14 protein-coding genes are annotated in these 19,112 nt (G+C 59.3%); 9 read left to right on the forward strand and 5 right to left on the reverse strand.

Annotated features, from left to right (window positions below):
* Positions 1 to 31 precede the first annotated feature (31 nt).
* The 3 genes from B3041_RS04660 (at position 32) to dusC (ending at position 3,013) form a co-directional block, all read left to right on the forward strand.
* A complete protein-coding gene (locus B3041_RS04660) occupies positions 32 to 424 on the forward strand; it encodes a YbhQ family protein (RefSeq protein WP_039383339.1) in 393 nt (130 codons plus the stop codon).
* A 254-nt stretch (positions 425 to 678) separates the two neighbouring features.
* A complete protein-coding gene (rhlE, locus tag B3041_RS04665) occupies positions 679 to 2,058 on the forward strand; it encodes an ATP-dependent RNA helicase RhlE (protein WP_065649796.1) in 1,380 nt (459 codons plus the stop codon).
* A gap of 4 nt (positions 2,059 to 2,062) precedes the next feature.
* Positions 2,063 to 3,013 carry a tRNA dihydrouridine(16) synthase DusC gene (gene dusC / locus B3041_RS04670; protein WP_065649795.1) on the forward strand — a complete coding sequence of 317 codons (951 nt, stop codon included), beginning with the start codon at positions 2,063 to 2,065 and terminating at the stop codon, positions 3,011 to 3,013.
* A 67-nt stretch (positions 3,014 to 3,080) separates the two neighbouring features.
* Here dusC and B3041_RS04675 read toward each other — a convergent pair whose 3' ends face one another.
* From B3041_RS04675 to B3041_RS04685, 3 genes are all read right to left on the reverse strand, one after another.
* Entirely contained in the window at positions 3,081 to 4,676 is a 1,596-nt protein-coding gene (locus B3041_RS04675; RefSeq protein ID WP_292969766.1) for an inorganic phosphate transporter, read from the reverse strand.
* 137 nt (positions 4,677 to 4,813) lie between these two features.
* On the reverse strand, positions 4,814 to 5,929 hold the full coding sequence (locus tag B3041_RS04680) for a L,D-transpeptidase family protein (RefSeq protein ID WP_065649793.1): 1,116 nt from the start codon (positions 5,927 to 5,929) through the stop codon (positions 4,814 to 4,816).
* 197 nt (positions 5,930 to 6,126) lie between these two features.
* On the reverse strand, positions 6,127 to 7,941 hold the full coding sequence (locus B3041_RS04685) for a glycoside hydrolase family 15 protein (protein WP_065649792.1): 1,815 nt from the start codon (positions 7,939 to 7,941) through the stop codon (positions 6,127 to 6,129).
* Between the two features lie 117 nt (positions 7,942 to 8,058).
* Here B3041_RS04685 and B3041_RS04690 point away from each other — a divergent pair, with 117 nt between their 5' ends.
* Positions 8,059 to 8,838, forward strand: a complete 780-nt coding sequence (locus B3041_RS04690; RefSeq protein WP_075050748.1) for an SDR family oxidoreductase — start codon at positions 8,059 to 8,061, stop codon at positions 8,836 to 8,838.
* Here the strand turns inward: B3041_RS04690 and B3041_RS04695 are convergent.
* Positions 8,835 to 9,410, reverse strand: coding sequence for a DedA family protein (locus tag B3041_RS04695; protein WP_065650491.1), 576 nt, complete (start codon positions 9,408 to 9,410; stop codon positions 8,835 to 8,837). The two genes, B3041_RS04690 and B3041_RS04695, sit on opposite strands and share 4 nt — an antisense overlap.
* Before the next feature lie 168 nt (positions 9,411 to 9,578).
* Between B3041_RS04695 and B3041_RS04700 the strand changes: the two genes are divergently transcribed.
* The 3 genes from B3041_RS04700 to B3041_RS04710 all read left to right on the forward strand — a co-directional run bounded on the left by B3041_RS04700 (position 9,579) and on the right by B3041_RS04710 (position 13,908).
* Positions 9,579 to 10,166: a Yip1 family protein gene (locus tag B3041_RS04700; protein WP_065649791.1), complete on the forward strand. Its 588-nt coding sequence runs from the start codon at positions 9,579 to 9,581 to the stop codon at positions 10,164 to 10,166.
* Between the two features lie 186 nt (positions 10,167 to 10,352).
* Positions 10,353 to 11,291: a D-alanyl-D-alanine endopeptidase gene (gene pbpG, locus B3041_RS04705; protein ID WP_292969772.1), complete on the forward strand. Its 939-nt coding sequence runs from the start codon at positions 10,353 to 10,355 to the stop codon at positions 11,289 to 11,291.
* Positions 11,292 to 11,454: 163 nt separating this feature from the next.
* The gene (locus B3041_RS04710) at positions 11,455 to 13,908 is read left to right on the forward strand and encodes a DUF3772 domain-containing protein (protein WP_065649789.1); all 2,454 of its coding nucleotides are present in this window, start codon (positions 11,455 to 11,457) and stop codon (positions 13,906 to 13,908) included.
* A gap of 48 nt (positions 13,909 to 13,956) precedes the next feature.
* On the opposite strand, the gene dld is transcribed toward B3041_RS04710, so the two are convergent.
* On the reverse strand, positions 13,957 to 15,666 hold the full coding sequence (dld, locus tag B3041_RS04715) for a D-lactate dehydrogenase (protein WP_065649788.1): 1,710 nt from the start codon (positions 15,664 to 15,666) through the stop codon (positions 13,957 to 13,959).
* A 155-nt stretch (positions 15,667 to 15,821) separates the two neighbouring features.
* Between dld and bglX the strand changes: the two genes are divergently transcribed.
* Together bglX and B3041_RS04725 are read left to right on the forward strand one after the other, a co-directional pair.
* Entirely contained in the window at positions 15,822 to 18,119 is a 2,298-nt protein-coding gene (gene bglX, locus B3041_RS04720; RefSeq protein ID WP_292969775.1) for a beta-glucosidase BglX, read from the forward strand.
* A 74-nt stretch (positions 18,120 to 18,193) separates the two neighbouring features.
* The gene (locus tag B3041_RS04725) at positions 18,194 to 19,072 is read left to right on the forward strand and encodes an oxygenase MpaB family protein (RefSeq protein WP_292969777.1); all 879 of its coding nucleotides are present in this window, start codon (positions 18,194 to 18,196) and stop codon (positions 19,070 to 19,072) included.
* Positions 19,073 to 19,112: the final 40 nt, after the last annotated feature.

Here is a 19,112-nt window from a genome sequence, read left to right on the forward strand (position 1 = left end):
GGCGACCTGTTGGGTCTGCCAGGAGAAAAGTATGAAATGGTCTAATCGTGTTCAGATTGTTACCGGTCAAACCTGTCTGCACATCGCCACGCATCTGCTGGTGATTGCCGCACTGGTCTGGGGCTGGAAACACAAGGCACTGGTTGAAGTGAGCAGTACCCTGGTGGCAGCTTATGCAGTGGTGTTTATCTCCATGCTGGCCCTGCAGCGTAGTGCCCGTTTACGCCGTATGGGTGACACTCTGGAAGAGGTCACCACAACTTACTATTTTGGCGCAGCGATGCTGACGCTGTTTCTGATCTCACGCTTTTTCCATAACAACCTGCTGATTGGTTGCCTGGGCGTCGTGATGCTGGTGGGCCCGGCGCTGGTTTCTTTGCTGGCCAGAGAACCCGCCCCCCGCGTGGAGAAAAAGCGTAGCTGACCGCTGCGCATCCCGCCAGTCAGGGAGCCTTAAAGGCTCCCTTTTTATTGCCTGCTGTACCCCACGTCACGCAGCAGCAACCGGCGACGTGCCTGTTTTGCAGGTCGCAGTGCGCAGTGAAAGCTGGTACACTCGCCTCCTTACGCATGGTAGTTTGTGCCCTTTTCACACGCAGGCCCCCGGGGCTGCGTCATATCCCCCCTGAAAACTACATCGCGCAGCGCGATCAGGGCGGTTCGGAGTAATACACCTGCATGTCCTTTGACTCTCTCGGCTTGAATGCCGATATTTTGCGTGCGGTAGCAGAACAGGGCTATCGCGAACCGACGCCAATTCAGCGTCAGGCAATTCCCGTAGTGCTGGCTGGCCGTGACCTGCTGGCGAGCGCCCAGACCGGTACCGGTAAAACCGCCGGTTTTACGCTGCCTCTGCTGCAGCGTCTCTCTGAAAATCCTGCCGCGGCACGCGGCCGCCGCCCGGTGCGCGCGCTGATCCTGACGCCAACGCGTGAGCTGGCCGCACAGGTCGGTGAGAACGTGCGCGAATACAGCCAGTACCTGAACATGCGTTCACTGGTCGTGTTTGGTGGCGTCAGCATTAATCCGCAGATGATGAAACTGCGCGGCGGCGTTGACGTGCTGGTGGCAACGCCAGGTCGTCTGCTGGATCTGGCGCATCAGAATGCGGTTGATCTCTCGCAGGTCGAAATCCTGGTGCTGGATGAAGCCGATCGCATGCTCGATATGGGCTTTATTCATGACATCCGTCGCGTCCTGGCGAAGCTGCCGGCGAAGCGTCAGAACCTGCTGTTCTCAGCAACGTTCTCCGACGAAATCAAGACGCTGGCAGAAAAACTGCTGACGAACCCGGAGCAGGTAGAAGTGGCCCGCCGCAACACCGCGTCAGAGCAGGTGTCGCAGCAGGTGCACTTTGTTGATAAGAAGCGTAAGCGGGAACTGCTGTCGCTGATGATTGGCCGTGACAACTGGCAGCAGGTACTGGTGTTTACCCGTACCAAGCACGGTGCCAACCACCTGGCTGAGCAGCTGAACAAAGATGGCATCACCGCAGCGGCTATCCACGGTAACAAGAGTCAGGGCGCCCGTACCCGCGCGCTGGCTGATTTTAAATCGGGCAGCATTCGTGTTCTGGTCGCGACTGATATCGCCGCACGCGGTCTCGATATTGAAGAGCTGCCGCACGTGGTGAACTATGAGCTGCCAAACGTGGCGGAAGATTACGTGCACCGTATCGGCCGTACCGGACGCGCCGCGGCAACCGGTGCCGCGCTGTCGCTGGTCTGTGTTGATGAACACAAGCTGCTGCGTGATATCGAGCGGCTGCTGAAGCGTGAGATCCCGCGCATTGCGCTGCCGGGCTTTGAGCCCGATCCGAGCATTAAAGCGGAGCCGATCCAGAATGGTCGTCAGCAGCAGCCGCGCGGTCGTGGTCAGGGGCAGGGCGGCAACGCCGGTCGCGCCGGCGGCGGTCAGCGTCAGGGTAATGGCGCTGCGCGCCCGCAGAGTGAGTCGCGTGCGCCGCGTCGTCAGGGCGGCAACGGCCCGGCGGCAGGTAACGCAGGCAAACCGGCACGTTCACGTCGTCCGGCTGCCAAAGGCAACGGGAACGCATAACGCAATGCGGGTGTTACTGGCTCCGATGGAGGGCGTACTGGATTCACTGGTGCGTGAACTGCTCTCCGGCGTCAATGATTACGATCTCTGTGTGACCGAGTTTCTGCGCGTGGTCGATCAGCTGCTGCCGGTAAAGTCGTTCTATCGCCTCTGTCCGGAGCTGCACCATCAGAGCCGCACGCCATCCGGTACGCGGGTGCGGCTGCAGCTGCTGGGACAGCACCCGGCCTGGCTCGCAGAAAATGCCGCCCGCGCAGCCGAACTCGGCTCATGGGGGGTCGATCTTAACTGCGGCTGTCCGTCAAAGCTGGTTAACGGCAGCGGCGGCGGCGCTACGCTGCTGAAAGATCCGGAGCTTATCTATCGCGCCGCGCAGGCGATGCGTGCTGCCGTGCCGGATCACCTGCCGGTCACGGTTAAAGTGCGGCTCGGCTGGGATGCCAGCGATCGCCGCTTTGAAATTGCCGATGCGGTACAGCAGGCGGGTGCCAGCGAGCTGGTGGTGCATGGGCGCACCAAAGAGGATGGCTATCGGGCTGAATGCATTAACTGGCAGGCGATTGGCGAAATTCGTCAGCGGCTGTCGATCCCGGTCATCGCCAACGGTGAGATCTGGAGCTGGGAAGATGCACAGGCCTGTATGCGCATCACCGGCTGCGATGCGGTGATGCTTGGCCGCGGTGCGCTGAATGTGCCTAACCTCGGACGCGTGGTGAAGCATAACGAGGCGCCGATGGGCTGGCCGGATGTGGTGGCGCTGCTGCTGAAGTATACCCGGCTGGAGAAGCAGGGAGACACCGGCAATTATCATGTTGCGCGCATCAAACAGTGGCTGGGCTATCTGCGTAAAGCCTACCCTGAAGCGGCCGATCTCTTCAGTGAGGTACGGACGCTGCGGGTGTCTGCCGATATTGCCGCAGCGATTGAGCGCTATGCGGAGCGTCTGGAACGCTAAGCGTTATGCGCTTCCCCGCTATAAAAAGCCAGCCTCCGTGCTGGCTTTTTTTTTGCCTTACCGTCGCTCATATCTGTGCGAAAAGCGCATAAAGCACGCCCGCCAGCAGCACGGAGACCGGCAGCGTCAGGATCCAGGCCATCGCCAGATTACGCAGCGTGGCAAGCTGCAGGCCGGAACGGTTTGCGGCCATGGTTCCCGCCACGCCGGATGAGAGTACATGCGTGGTTGAGACCGGCAGGCCAAACGCGTCCGCCGCGCCGATTGTCGCCATCGCCACCAGTTCGGCGCTGGCCCCTTGCGCATAGCTGAGATGCGATTTGCCGATGCGCTCGCCCACCGTAATGACGATACGTCGCCAGCCCACCAGCGTGCCGAGGCCCAGCGCCAGCGCCACCGCAACCTTTACCCAGAGCGGAATAAAGCGCGTGGCGCTATCCAGCTCGCGCTTAGCGGCGCTGAGATTGCGTGCGGTCTCTTCGGGCAGCGTCACGCGGCTGCTCTGCAGGTGCCGGATACTTTCTGACGCCAGGTACATGTCATTACGGGTGTTGGTCACCGCCTGTGCCGGAATATTATTCACTGAACCGTAGCGCCTGATCTGTTCGCTGATATCACCCAGCAGCAGGCCCAGCGCCGGCAACACCTGAGGACGGTACTGACGGCTGCGGACAAATTCCGTCAGCACCGCGCGCGGAGCCGGCATGGCATCCGGTGCCGGCTGCAGCGTCAGCAGCTGCTGCTCCGTGATCTGCGTCAGTGCCGCGACGCGCGGGATCTGCTCCGGCGGCAATGACCGGTTCAGGGCGTAAGCAATCGGCATCGTGCCCACCAGAATCAGCATGATCAGTCCCATGCCTTTCTGGCCATCATTGGAGCCGTGCGCGAAAGAGACGCCGGTGCAGGTCAGGATCAGCAGCCCGCGGATCCAGACCGGCGGTGGCCGGGGGCTGTCGGGCGCCTGATAGAGCTGGCGATGACGCACCAGCGCTTTCAGCACCAGCAGCAGCAGAGCCGCGCAGACAAATCCCACGATCGGCGAGAGCAGCAGGGCGTAGCCCACTTTCAGCGCCTGATCCCAGTCAACGCCGCTGGTGCCGCTGCGGCCATGCAGCAGCGCATTCGCCACCCCGACGCCGATGATAGAGCCAATCAGCGTATGGGAAGAGGAGCTGGGCAGACCAAAATACCAGGTTCCCAGGTTCCAGATAATGGCAGAGAAGAGCAGCGCATAGACCATGGCAAAGCCGTGTCCGCTGCCCGCCTGCAGAATAAGCTCGACCGGCAGCAGCGAAATAATGCCAAAGGCCACCACGCCGCTGGAGAGCAGCACGCCGAGAAAATTACAGATACCGGACCAGACCACCGCCACGCCGGGCGTCAGAGAATGGGTATAGATCACCGTCGCCACGGCGTTGGCGGTGTCGTGGAAACCGTTGACAAATTCAAAGCCCAGCGCAATCAGCAACGCCAGCGCCAGCAGAAAAAAGGGCGTATAGGTGGTGACCACCGCGCCGGTTTCTGCCACATCGTTAAACAGGTTAACAGCGGTAAAAATCAGCCCTGCAGCCAGCAGCAGCAGAAACAGCAGGCGGGAGAGCGGACCGCTGCCGCGCTGCAGGTCGGGACGTCCGCGCGCCGCCGGTAAACTGGTTTCAGCCATGACACACCCCATTGATGACCGGATGCACCCACCGCATCCGCTACTGGCAGTGTGATACGCCTGCAGTGTGACAGAATGATGATGGCAATAAAAAAGCCAGCCCGGAGGCTGGCTTTTCTGACAGCATCAGAATGTCATCAGAGGCTGTTGCTGGTCGCGGGCTGCGCCTGATCGACCGGTGCCGGCTGCTGTTCTGCCTGCGGTTGTGCAGCAGGCTGATCGGCTGGCGGTGCGACGGCCGTTGCGCCCTGTGGCGTCATCGGTTCCTCTTTTGGCATTGCATCAGCCGATTCCTGAACGGCAATTGCTGCCGGCTGCGCATCATCGGCCTGACCGTTGATTTTGGTCGGCATACCGCTGCGTGCCTGGATGGCGTTGTTGACCGCATCCTGACGCGTGCTGGCATCAGCAACCACTTTTGTCACGGCTGACGTCAGATTGATCGGTACCAGCTCACGCGAGTTGAACTGCTCTTCCGTGGTGGAGAGCGGGTTATGCACCTCAATCCAGCGTGAACCATCCGGCTCAACGGTCGCTTTAACCGGCTGATCGATAAACTGCACGCGGGTGCCGACCGGCACGTTGTCAAACAGCCATTTGATATCGTCGGCACGCAGGCGGACGCAACCGTGGCTGACGCGCAGGCCGATACCGAAGTTGGCGTTAGTCCCGTGAATCGCATACAGGCGGCCGATATAGAGCGCGTGCAGACCCATCGGGTTATCCGGGCCAGCCGGGAAGACGGCCGGAATGCTCTCGCCGCGTGCTGCATATTCAGCGTGCATCGCTTTGGTTGGCGTCCAGGTCGGGCCCGCTTTTTTACGCTCTACTTTGGTGGTCCAGTTAACCGGGGTATCTTTCCCCAGCTCACCGATACCGATAGGCAGCACGACAACGGTCTTAGTGCCTTTCGGGTAGTAGTAGAGACGCATCTCGGCGCTGTTGATGACGATGCCTTCACGCGGCGCGTCAGGCAGGATCAGCTGCTGTGGGATCACCATTTTGCTGCCCGCTTTAGGCAGGTAAACGTCAACGCCGGGGTTCGCTTCCAGCATGTTGCTGAGGCCCATCTGATACTGAGCAGCAAAAGCTTCCAGCGGAAGTTTACTCTCTTCCGGCACGGTGATTTCAATGTTTTCGCCAATCAGGCGGCTATTCGCTGCAGGGAGCGGATAGACGACAGCAAAGGCTGACTGGCTGAAAGCGGCCAGGGCAAGAGCTAGTGAAGCGAACGCGCGAATGCTTTTTTTCATGTTTTTACAAGTCGTTATGGCCGTGTTTCAGGCTTGTCAGAGTATCGAATCCATCGTGGTCAGTGTGACCCGCTGCGCATTATATGTGCATTGCCGCGGCGATGGGAATGATGATTTTTACTGCCTGAAGATACTTTACGCAAAAAGTCCTTCTTCACAGATAAATCTGTTGGCGCAATGCCCCAAATTGTGAATAGTCAGGGCTGCCAGAGCGTGACTTCACCGCTGAGTTTACGGTTAAGAAAAAAGGCGGCACTGATCAGCGCCAGGTGGCTGAGCGCCTGCGGAACGTTACCCAGGGCATAGCCGCGTTCAGTAAACTCTTCGGCATACAGACCCAGCGGGTTGGCATAGCTCAGCAGCTTCTCAAACTCAAAGTGCGCCTCCTGCACCCGGCCGGCACGCGCCAGGCACTCCACATACCAGAAAGAGCAGGCGACAAAAGCGCCTTCACCGCCTGCCAGTCCGTCAGCCGGGGTTTCGCTGATATTATAGCGCCGTACCAGGCCATCACTCACCAGGTTAGCCTTAATCGCATCCAGCGTGGCCAGCCAGTCAGGATCGGTGGAGCTGACAAAGCGTACCAGCGGCATCAGCAGCATGGACGCATCCAGAGCGGTGCCGCCGCGCGTCGCGGTAAAATGGCCCAGTTCGGCATTCCAGAAGTTCTGCCAGATATCGTCGCGGATCTCACTGCGCACCCGATCCCAGCGATCGTAAGGCATCGGCAGTGAACGTTTCATGCCCAGACGCAGCGCGCGATCCAGCGCTACCCAGCACATCAGGCGCGAATGAAGAAAATGCTCCGGCTGACCGCGCATCTCCCAGATGCCGGCGTCAGGCTGGTTCCAGTTGTCACAGACGTAATCAATCATGCTGGAGACGTGCAGCCAGCCACGGTGGGAGATGGCGTCGCCATATTTGTTGGCCAGATAGATAGCGTCCATCAGTTCGCCATAAATATCGAGCTGCGTCTGTCGCCACGCGTCGTTACCAATACGCACCGGCTGTGAATCAGCGTAACCAGAAAGATTCAGCAGTTCGCTTTCATGCAGTTCAGTGCCGCTGTCCAGACGATACATCACCTGCAGATGCGGCGTGTCATCATGGCTGTGTTCAACACAGCGGCCGACCCAGCGGGTAAAATCGTGCGCTTCTTCCACGTAGCCGAGACGCATCAGCGCATACATGCTGAACGAGGCGTCGCGGATCCAGGAGGCGCGGTAGTCCCAGTTGCGTTCACCGCCCAGCTCCTCCGGCAGACCAAAGGTGGCGGCGGCAGCGATGGAGCCATGCTCGTGCGACGTAAGCAGCTTCAGCGTCAGCGCTGAGCGCGTCACCATTTCACGCCAGCGCCCCTGATAGGAGCTGTGATTACTCCAGCGCAGCCAGTAATCAAGCGTGTCCTGAAAGCAGCGCGCCGTTGAGATCGTTTCAACGTGCGGGTCATCATCGTTGCCAAAGACAAACTCCGCGTGTTCGCCACTCTGCAGCGTGAATTCCGCTACCGCCGCCTGATTTTCGCAGCGCAGCGGCAGCGTGGCGCTCAGGCGTAGCGCAGGTTGTCCCTCCGCCAGAAAGGCCACGCCGCCCTCACGCATTTCCGCACGCGTTTCTGCCCGGGCGTAATCGTGACGCGGTGCGCAGACCAGCTGAAAAGTGGCGGTACCGCGCACCACTTTTACGCGGCGTACCAGGCGCGGGACTTTGCTGCTCTCATCGCAGATCGGCATATAGTCGGTGATTTCCGCGACCCCCTCATCGGCCAGCCAGCGGGTCTGCAGAATATTGGTATCAGGCAGGTAAAGCTGCTGGCGACGCGCCTGCGGCCAGTCAGGGGCAAGGGTAAAACGGCCCGCTTCTTCGCTGTCGAGCAGCGCTGCAAAGACAGAAGGGCTGTCCAGTTCTGGCCAGCAGAGATAGTCGATAGTGCCATCGTTAGCGATCAGGGCGCAGGTGCGCAAATCGCCGATTACACCGTGGTCATCAATTCTGCGTTTAATTTTGCTCATCCCGCCTCCGATAGCTTATCTGACTGTTAACTATAGACGAAACGGTTTGCAGGGCAGCGTCGTGGCACGGATGGATAACTTCTATACTAAAAAATCCCTGACAGTAAGGAGCGCGTGATGATGACAGGCAAACAGAGAGTCGCGGTAGTAACCGGATCGGATTCAGGCATTGGCCGCAGCTGTGCCGTGATGCTGGCAGAAGCGGGGTATACCCTGGGCATTACCTGGCACACCGATGAGGAGGGCGCGCAGGAGACTGCGCGTCTGGTGGAGAGCAAGGGACAGCAGGCGCAGGTGCGTCAGCTTGATCTCTCCGATCCGCAGGCGGGCGGCAAACAGCTGGCACAGCTGATTAACTCGCTGGGGCGCATTGATGTGCTGGTCAACAATGCCGGGGTGGTATCGCAGGCTGATTTTCTCGACATGGATTTTAGTGAGTGGCGTAAGGTATTTGATGTTGACGTCGACGGCGCGTTTGTCTGTGGACAGATCGCTGCCCATCATATGGTTGACCAGGGCGACGGCGGGCGAATCATCAATATCACCTCCGTGCATGAGCATACGCCGCTGCCCGGCGCGGTGGCGTATACCGCCGCGAAACATGCGCTGGGCGGGCTGACTAAATCGATGGCGCTGAGTCTGCTGCCGCACCATATCCTGGTTAATGCCGTGGCACCCGGTGCGATAGCCACGCCGATGAACGATATGGAAAACAGCGATGCGCGTCGTCGCCATATGCCGGAGATCCCGATAGGCCGGCCTGGCGACACGCGTGAAATTGCCAGTCTGGTGGCATGGCTCTGCTCTGAATGGGCCACCTATACTACCGGCCAGTCGTTTGTGGTAGACGGCGGATTCACCCTGGCAAATCCGCAGTTCAAAGGCTACCACAGCTAACCGGCGCGGCGGTGGTTCCAGCGGCGGATCAGGTAGCGTAATACGATACCGGTGACGATAGCCGCCGCCAGCCAGACCAGATGTTTGAGGTGCTGATCAAGCTTATGCAGCCAGGGCGCAATGATTTCGCCGGCAAAATAGCCCAGCGTGACAAATATCAGCGCCCAGAGCGCAGCACCGATCACATTGAGCACAAAAAAACGCAGCGGCTTCAGGCGGCTGGTGCCGATGATAATCGGCCCAATCAGGCGAAAGCCATACATAAAGCGTACGCCGATAACAAACAGGCTGGGATGCTTCTGGATCAGGCGCTTAGCTTTGCCAATCGTCGCCTGATGTTTACTGAAGCGGCGCAAAATGCGTGTACCGTAGCGGCGGCCGAGCCAGAACAGCAGCTGGTCGCCAATGATCCCGCCTGCCATCGCCGCCAGCACCACGCCGCCGTAGTGCAGCAGCCCCTCATGGGCTGCTACGCCGCCCAGCAGCGTAAAGGTTTCCCCTTCGGCAATACAGCCAATCATCAGGGCCAGATAGCCATACTGGGTGATTAATCCATTGATATCGAGATGCAATTTTTTCTCCCTGCACAGAACAAACACCTGAGCAGTGTAGCTGCAGACGGCTTTTTTTGTGCTGCGGGCCGCAAAAACAGGCGGGCTGGTTATACTTGAAGAGACGCTGCCTGTCGGAGTCTGACTGAATGCTAAAGGGGCGGCCCACTGCATCAGAGGAGTGATTTTATGAATCATGTCTGGGGTCTTCTGGCGCATCCGAATCAGGAAATGCGCCATATCAAGCAGGAAAACGAAAGCGTTTCACATCATTACACGCATCACGTGCTGCTCATGGCAGCGATACCGGTAATATGTGCCTTTATCGGCACGACACAATTTGGCTGGAATCTTGGCGAAAATCGCTTTATTCAGCTCAATCTGATGACCGGCATCGGTCTGGGTATTCTCTTCTATTTGTTAATTCTGGGCGGCGTCGCGGTGATGGGGCGGGTGATCCACTGGATGGCGCGCGACTATCCGCAGCGTCCAGGTATTCAGCGCTGCACCGTATTCGCCGGCTACGTGGCCACGCCGCTGTTTCTCAGCGGTCTGGTGGCGCTTTATCCGCTGGTGTGGCTCTGCGTACTGGCGGGAGCAGTGGCGCTGGTTTACACCGGTTATCTGCTCTATGTCGGTATTCCGGTGTTTTTAAATATCGATCGTGAAGAGAGTATGCGCTTCTCCGGCTCCACGCTGGCGATTGGGGTACTGGTCTTTGAAGTGCTGCTGGCGCTGACGGTTGTACTGTGGGGTTATGGGCCTCGGCTGTTCTGATATTCGCGCTTTTTTCTGAGGCCGCACATAACTGCGGCCTTTTTAACGCCCGGAAACAATCTCACTAAGAAATTTGCTGCATTTGCGCGTATTATCCTGCTGCCAGCCCGCACCCTGACAGGCCTGATGCGGGCGGCCTGTGGAGCTTTCACAGCGCAAAATTCCTGATCGGATCTCACTGACACGATGTCTGTAAAATTACCTGTTTCTCTGCTGTCGCTGGCGCTGTTTATGACAGCCCCGGCGGCGATAACACCTGTACTGGCTGCACCCGCCGCGCTCCCGGGTCTGGCACCGCTGGCCCAGCCGCAAATCGCCTCCGGCAGCGCCATGATTGTTGATCTCGACACGGGCAAGGTGCTGTTCTCAAGCCATCCTGACCGCGTGCGACCTATCGCCTCTATCACTAAAGTGATGACGGCGATGGTGGTGCTGGATGCAAAACTGCCCATGGATGAGCTGCTCTCGGTGGATATCAGCCAGACGCGCGAAATGCGCGGTGTGTTTTCGCGCGTCAAACTCAACAGCGAAATCAGTCGCCGCTCGATGCTGCTGCTGGCGCTGATGTCCTCTGAAAACCGCGCGGCGGCCAGTCTGGCGCACCACTATCCGGGCGGCTATAACGCCTTTATCCGCGCCATGAATGCCAAAGCGCGCGCGCTGGGTATGACGCATACGCGCTATGTAGAACCCACCGGCCTCTCCACGCAGAATGTCTCCAGCGCCAGCGATCTGGTTAAGCTGCTGAAAGCGACGCGTCAGTATCCGCTGCTCGGCCAGCTCAGCACCACAAAAGAGCAGACGGCGGTGTTTCAGCACCCGAGCTACGCACTGCCGTTCCGCAACACCAATCACCTGGTTTACAGAGAGGGCTGGCGGATCCAGCTGACGAAAACAGGGTACACCGATGAGGCGGGCCACTGCCTGGTGATGCGTACGGTGATCAACAACCGCCCGGTGGCGCTGGTGGTACTGGATGCGTTTGGCAAATATACCCACTTTGCCGATGCTAATCGCCTGCGCGACTGGCTGGAAACCGGTAAAGCAGCCCCGGTTCCGGCGGCAGCGCTGGCGTATAAAAAACAGAAAGCGGGACTCACTACCAGCAACACGGTAGTGGAATAACGGCAAGGGTGCGCGCCCGCCAGCAGGCGGACCGCACCCCTTGCAAAGCGGCATATCACCCGTTCCCTGATTTGATATGCTCAATCCTGTTATCACCCGGCGGCGACCTCCTGTACGGGCCGCCACACTCATTTAACTGGCTTATTCGCTGGAATGTCGTTCTATGATGAAGTTTCGTTTTTTCACGATTCCGCTGTTACTGCTCATGCTGTGTGTGCCCGCGCTGAGCCAGGCGGATGACGCGCCCGATGTGACGCAACAGCAGCCGGCACAGGAAGAAGAAGCGCCGCCGCAGGTTAATCCGGCGGTTGAGCTGCCAAAAATGCAAAAAATTCTCGACAAGATCAAAGGACAGGTCTCGGGAGAAACCAGCGAAAACCAGCTCAACCAGCTTAATGAGATGGCGCTGGAGCTGTCGGGCAATGCAGAGACGCTGGGGCAGGCGTTACTCCCGCAGCGCCAGCAGCTTGATGCGCAGCTGGCGGTACTGGGTCCCGCGCCGAAAGCGGACAGCGGCGTTAAAGAGACGCCGGAGGTCACGCGCAAACGCCGTTCGCTGGAAAGCCAGAAAGGCAAGCTGGACGATCAGATCAAACAGGCAGAAGGCATTAAAAACGGCGCGCTGGTGCTCTCTTCACAGATTGTGAATCTGCGCCGCGATCAGCTGAAAAACCAGCTGGCGCTGAACTCCGGCAGTATTTTTGGCCCGCGCTTCTGGGCGCCGCTGGTGAGCCGCCAGGATCTTGACGGCGAAAAAATCAGTGACTTTATTACGGAGCTGAAGGCGTCGGCGGCCCTGTCGTGGGAATCGGACTGGCGTGCCGGCACTATCGGCTGGCTGGTGGCAGCCATGCTGGTGATGACGCTGGGACGGCGCTACAGCGAAGAGTTTCTCGCCTGGGTAAGTATTCACAAACTGCCGGAAGGGCGGCTGCGGCGCAGCTTTCTCGCTGCCGCCATTGCGCTGACCACGCTGGCGGCGGTGGTGCTGACTTTTAACTTCAGCGCGCTGGCGTTTACCCGCCGGGATGAAGTCTCTGGTGACGTGCAGGACTTTGTTACCCGCCTGGTGCAGCTGAGCGTCTACTGCGGGCTGATTGCCGGTCTGGGACGGGCGTTTCTTTCGACCCGCCGTCCCAGCTGGCGACTGCCGGCCATCTCTAATGAGGTTGCGCTGGCGCTGAAGCCGTTTCCGCCGATTACCGCTGCGCTGGTGTTTATCTTTCAGACCGCAGAAGCGTTTAACTACACGGTAGGCACCAGCCTCAGCACCACGATTTTTGCTAACGGCCTGACCGCGCTGCTGATTGGCAGCACCGGGCTCGCTATCAGTATGCGCACCAACCGCGTGCGTCGCCGGATGACCCGGCTGGGTAACCCGCCGGAGGCGCGTCCGACAGTGGTCGGGCTGGTTCAGCTGGCGCTCACGCTGACCGCCGTGGCGATTCTGATTTCACTGACGATTGGCTATGTGACGCTGGCGCGTTTTCTGAGCTATGAAGTGGTGTGGTGCGGGATCCTGTTTGGCTCCTTCTATTTTCTGAGTCACGTCATTACCGACGGCTGTGAAAGTCTGTTCTCCACCAGCAGCGCAGCCGGACGCCGCCTGCAGAGTTCGCTGAATATTGATGAGCGCTATCTGCAGCAGGCCGCCACGCTGCTCAGCGCGCTGGGTAAAGCGCTGCTGATGGGCATTGTCGCGCTGGCGCTGATGACCGGCACGTTCGCCTCTTCGACGCCGGTAGAACTGATTCAGAAAGTGATTGAGTTCTGGGGTGGCAAAGGGCTGGAGTCGCTGAATATTGTACCGGCGCATATGGTCAATGCCCTGCTTTGCCTCGTGGCGGGTATCTGGATATTACGCTCAGTACGCCGCTGGCTGGATAACGATTTTCTGCCGAAAACCACCATGGATGTCGGCATGCGCGTCTCGCTGGTGACGCTGTTCAGCAATATCGGCTACGTGCTGATTATCCTGCTGACGCTCTCCATCATGGGACTGCAGTGGAATAAGCTGGCGTGGATCGTCAGCGCGCTGTCGGTGGGCATCGGTTTTGGTCTGCAGGAGATTGTAAAAAACTTTATTTCCGGCCTGATCCTGCTCACTGAGCGACCGGTCAAGGTAGGGGATCTGGTCAGCATCAGCGGCATTGAGGGCGATATCCGGCGTATCAATGTTCGCGCCACGGAGATTCAGCTCGGCGACAAGTCGACGGTGATTGTGCCCAATTCGCAGCTGATTTCGCAGAACGTACGTAATGCCACCATGGGAAATGCGCAGGGCGTTGTGACCATTCAGCTGACGTTCCCGCTGGATATCGATCCGGTGCGGGTGCGTGAACTGCTGCTGGAGGTCTATAACGAGAATGAGCGCATTCTGGAGACGCCTGATCCTTCCGTGTCGTTTAAAGATCTTACGCCGTCGGGCATTGTGCTGAGCGTAACCGGCAACGTCGCCAGTCAGCGCCAGATCTCAGGAGCCAAAAGCGATCTGCTGTTCGATATTCTGACGCGCCTGCGTAAAGAAGGCATTGTGCTGTCTGCACCGCAGACCATGATCATCGAACGCCGCGCGCTGGCGGCGGCCACACAGGAGCAGGATCCGCCGCAACCCTGAGTCAATGGCAGGGTGGTTATCAGGCCACCCTGCGCATGAGTGCCGGTCTCAGGCTTTTACTGCCCAGCCTTTCTGCTTGCTGGTTTTACCGATGCCGGGGTTAAAGGTATTGGTCGGATCCAGTTCCCGATAAAACGCCTGCAGCTGCGGTTTCGCTTTATAGAGATGACCCACGTTATGTTCCGCGGGATACTCGGCACCGCGTGCGCTGAGCAGCGCCAGCATCCTTTCTTTTAGCGCGTGCACGTCCACGCCTTTTTTCACAATGTAATCCTGATGGAACACGTGGCAGAAGAAGTGGCCATAGTAGAGCCGGTGGATCAGATCGTTATCAAACTCCGGCGGCAGCTGTTCAAACCACTCTTCATCGTTGCGTCGCAGGGCAATATCCAGTGCCAGAATATCTTCCACGTCATCCGCATGTACTGCGTGATAGCGCACGGCAGCCCCGGCGGCGGCAAACCGATGCAGAAACGCATGCGATCCCTCTTTGCTGTCGCAGGCGAAAAACTCCCCGCCGCCCTCACGAAAATAGTCCTGCAGATACGTCTGCGCCTCGGCAACGCCTTCGCCGGACATTTTCAGCATCAGGTGGTGTTCATACTTATCGCGGTACTGCTTAAGGCGTTTTGGCAGGTGTGCCGGAAACAGGCGGCTGATACGCTGCAGCAGACGATCGGTGAAGTGCGGTTTCACAAAGCTGAGCTTGTTCAGCCAGGCATCCATCCGTCCCTTGAGCGTGAAAAAGAGCGGCATCTTATCGGTGCCGAGCTTGTCGATCATCACGAAAGTATCTTTGCCGTACACTTCGGCAATATCGAAGATATCGCGGTGCATATATTCACCCGCCACCGGCAGATGGGTGAACTCTGCCAGGATATGACGGCGGATGTCGCCCAGCACGGCGGGGTCGTTGGTGCCGATATAGAATACCTGCTGCTGTGGCTCAGTCGGAAAGGTATCCAGACGCACGGCAAACACCGCAAGCTTACCGGCGCAGCCGGAGGCTTCAAACAGCCGGCGGGCGTCAGCGTTAAAGCGCGCCGGCGTATCGGCGTGAATATCACGTACCCGCCCGGCGTATTCATGGTCCGAGGCGTGACGCTCATCCCAGCGCACATCGCTCTGCTGCCAGCGCTCATCATCCAGCCGCCCGAGGATCTCTTCCGGCGAGTGGCCCAGGTCGATCCCCAGATGATTAACCAGCTTGAGTTTACCGCTGGCGTCCACCTGCGCAAACAGCGCCATCTCACTGTAGGCTGGCCCGCGTTTGATCAGCGAGCCGCCGGAGTTATTACAGATCCCGCCCAGTACTGAAGCACCGATGCAGGAGGAGCCAATGACCGAGTGCGGCTCGCGCCCCAGCGGTTTAAGCGTTTTCTCCAGCTGATAGAGCGTGCTGCCGGGAAACGCGAGGATCTGTTTGCCGCCATCAATCAGCTGCAGCCGATCGAGACGCAGGGTGCTGACGATCACCACCGGACGATCGTAATCGTTGCCGCTGGGCGTGGAGCCTTCCGTCAGGCCGGTATTGGCCGCCTGCATCAGAATAATAGCGTCCGCGCTGACCAGCGCCTGCAGGACCCGCCAGAGTTCGAGCAGCGACCCCGGAAAGACCACCGCCAGCGCATCGCCCGCGCCGGAGCGAAAGCCGGTACGGTAGCGCGCGGTTTGCTCCGCATCAGTCAGCAGATGAGAGGCACCAACCAGACGGCGCAGGTCGGCAACCAGTGCAGGATGAGAAAGGTGAGAATTCATGAGCCTGTCCTTGTCGTTAACGTGGCGTTTCTACTGTAGCACGCGGCGCGGCTCTGGTCGCCGTGTGACAAAGGCGGCTACCTGCTATCCTCATCTTGTGGCACACTGCCCCGCTAATCTTCATTGTGCGCAGTTACTTAAGAGAACCCAACCTGATGAAATGGATTTACTCTGTTAGCCTCGCGGTCTCCCTGGCTCTGCAGCCGGCGTTTGCCGATACGCTGCGTGAAACACATCCCCTGACGGAGCAGGCGCGTGACGCGTATGTCAGCCAGCTGCTCAGCAAAATGACGCTGGACGAAAAGATTGGCCAGATGCGGCTGATCAGCGTCGGACCCGACACGCCGAAAGAGGCGATTCGCGATATGATCCAGCAGGGGCAGGTTGGGGCAATTTTTAATACCGTCACCCGCCAGGATATTCGCGCCATGCAGGATCAGGTGATGCAGTTAAGCCGCCTGAAAATTCCGCTGTTTTTTGCCTACGATGTGGTGCACGGCCAGCGCACTATTTTTCCGATTCCGCTGGGCCTCGCGGCCAGCTGGGATCGCGATGCGATTGGTGAGGTGGGACGTGTTTCTGCTTATGAGGCCGCGGATGATGGTCTGAATATGACCTGGGCACCGATGGTGGATGTCAGCCGCGAACCGCGCTGGGGACGAGGTTCCGAAGGCTTTGGTGAAGATACCTATCTTACGTCGCAGATGGGCAGCGCCATGGTCAGAGCGATGCAGGGCAAGAGCCCGGCCGATCGTTACGCCGTGATGACCAGCGTGAAACATTTTGCCGCCTACGGCGCGGTGGAAGGCGGACGTGATTACAACACCGTGGATATGAGCCCGCAGCGGCTGGCGCAGGACTACCTGCCGCCTTATAAAGCCTCGCTGGATGCCGGCAGCGGTGGCGTGATGGTGGCGCTGAATTCGCTGAACGGTACCCCGGCCACCGCCGATGGATGGCTGCTGAAAGATCTGCTGCGCGATCAGTGGAAATTCAAAGGCATCACCATCAGCGATCACGGCGCGATTAAAGAGCTGATCAAACACGGCGTGGCGAGCGATCCGCAGGATGCGGTGCGCATTGCGCTGAAGTCAGGCATCGACATGAGCATGAGCGATGAGTACTACAGCAAATATCTGCCGGCGCTGGTGAAACGCGGGGCAGTGAGTATGCGTGAAATTGATGACGCTGCCCGTCACGTGCTCAATGTAAAATATGACATGGGGCTGTTCAACGATCCGTACAGCCACCTCGGACCGCAGAGCAGCGATCCACAGGATACCAACGCTGAGAGCCGCCTGCACCGTGCCGAAGCGCGCGACGTGGCGCGCAAGAGCATGGTGCTGCTGAAGAACTGGCGCGAGACGCTGCCGCTGAAGCGTGACGCGACCGTGGCGCTGGTAGGGCCGCTGGCGGACAGCCAGCGCGATATCATGGGCAGCTGGTCAGCTGCGGGCGTGGCAAAGCAGTCGGTGACGCTGCTGCAGGGCATGCGCAATGCCATGGCAAACAAAGGCACGCTGCTGTACGCCAAAGGGGCTAACGTTTCAGACAACAAAGGTATTCAGGGTTTCCTCAATCTCTATGAGCAGGCGGTCAGCGTGGATACGCGTACCCCGCAGCAGATGATCGATGAGGCGGTGGCTCAGGCAGAGAAAGCGGATGTGGTGGTCGCTGCGGTGGGTGAGGCGCAGGGCATGGCGCATGAAGCGTCGAGCCGCAGTGAACTGGCGATCCCGGCCAGCCAGCAGAAATTACTGGCGGCCCTGAAAGCCACCGGCAAGCCGCTGGTGATTGTGCTGATGAATGGCCGGCCGCTGACGCTGGTGAATGAAGACCGCATGGCGGATGCGATGCTGGAAACCTGGTTCAGCGGCACGGAAGGCGGCAATGCCATCGCTGACGTGCTGTTTGGCGATTACAACCCTTCCGGTAAACTGCCGGTCACGTTCCCGCGGTCAGTGGGGCAGATCCCGCTTTACTATAATCATCTGCCTACCGGGCGACCTTATAATCCGGAAAAGCCGAATAAATATACCTCCCACTACTACGACACGATTAACGGTCCGCTCTATCCGTTTGGTTACGGCCTGAGCTATACCCGCTTTACCGTTTCACCGGTGACGCTCTCTGCGCGCACGATGCCGCGCAGCGGCAGCATTGAAGCGAGCGTAACGGTGACCAACAGCGGTAAACGCGACGGGGCGACGGTGGTACAGATGTATCTCAACGACCCGGTGGCGAGTATCAGCCGTCCGGTACAGGAGCTGCGCGGCTTCCGGCGTATTATGCTGAAAGCCGGTGAGTCGCAAACCGTGCGCTTTACGATCGACGCTGACGCGCTGAAATTCTGGAACCAGCAGATGCAGCACGTGGCGGAACCCGGCAAATTTAACGTCATGATTGGCCTGGATTCCGTACGCACCCAGGATGCACAGTTCGACTATCTTTAACGGATAACCGCGTCTCCCGGCCGCCAGGCCGGGGGCGCTATCCCTGACGCCTTTTTATCCGACACCACGCCACCATGACGCTTCGCAATCGCATTGAACAGCAGATCTTTCGCCTTAACGGGCTGGCACTCAACGAGTTTGACCTCTCGCAGCCCCCCGGCGATCCCGGCTTATTTGGCCCCGACTCCACTATCTGGCGTATCCACGGTGATTTTCCGGCGATGCTCTGCGGCGGTATCAGCGCCCTGATGCTGCAGATGCTGCATCCGGCGGCGCTGGCCGGGGTCTGGGATCACTCCAGCTTCCGTCAGGATATGCTCGGCCGGCTGCGCCGCACCAGCCAGTTCATCGCCGTAACGACCTTTGGCAATACGGCCGATGCCCGGACGCTGATTGAGCGGGTGAAGCGCATCCATCTGCAGGTCAGCGGCACGGACAGCAACGGTAATCCTTACGCGGCCAGCGATCCGCATCTGTTGGCCTGGGTGCATGTAGCGGAAACCAGCCGTTTTCTGGCGGCCCATCTGCGCTATAAAAACCCGGCGCTCAGCCGGGCTGAGCAGGATCGCTACTATCAGGAGGCGGCGCAGGTGGCGATTGCGCTGGGCGCAGAGCAGGTGCCGTGCAGCGTGACCGACGTCGCGCATTATCTGCAGGCGATACGTCCTGAACTCTGTTTTGATGCGCGTACTCAGGAGGTGATGACGCTGCTGATGAATGCGCCGGCGCCCGGCTGGCAGGCGCGGCCGGCAATGCGCACGATGCTGCAGGCGGGCATCGGCTTACTGCCGGAGTGGGCACAGCTGCAGCTGCAGCGCCCGGTCAGTCCGCTGACGCAGTGGCGCACCGACCGGCAGATGGCGCTGCTGGCGCGCCTGCTGCGCTGGTCGATCCAGCGCGGCGCCTGGTCACGGGCGATGCAGCGTATGGGCCGTGACGTCCGCTACCGCTGAAGCAAAGTCAGGCGCTCAGCGCGAGCGCAGCCGCACTTTG

It is taken from the genome of Pantoea sp. UBA4549 (assembly GCF_002387285.1).
Lineage (GTDB): Bacteria > Pseudomonadota > Gammaproteobacteria > Enterobacterales > Enterobacteriaceae > Pantoea > Pantoea borealis.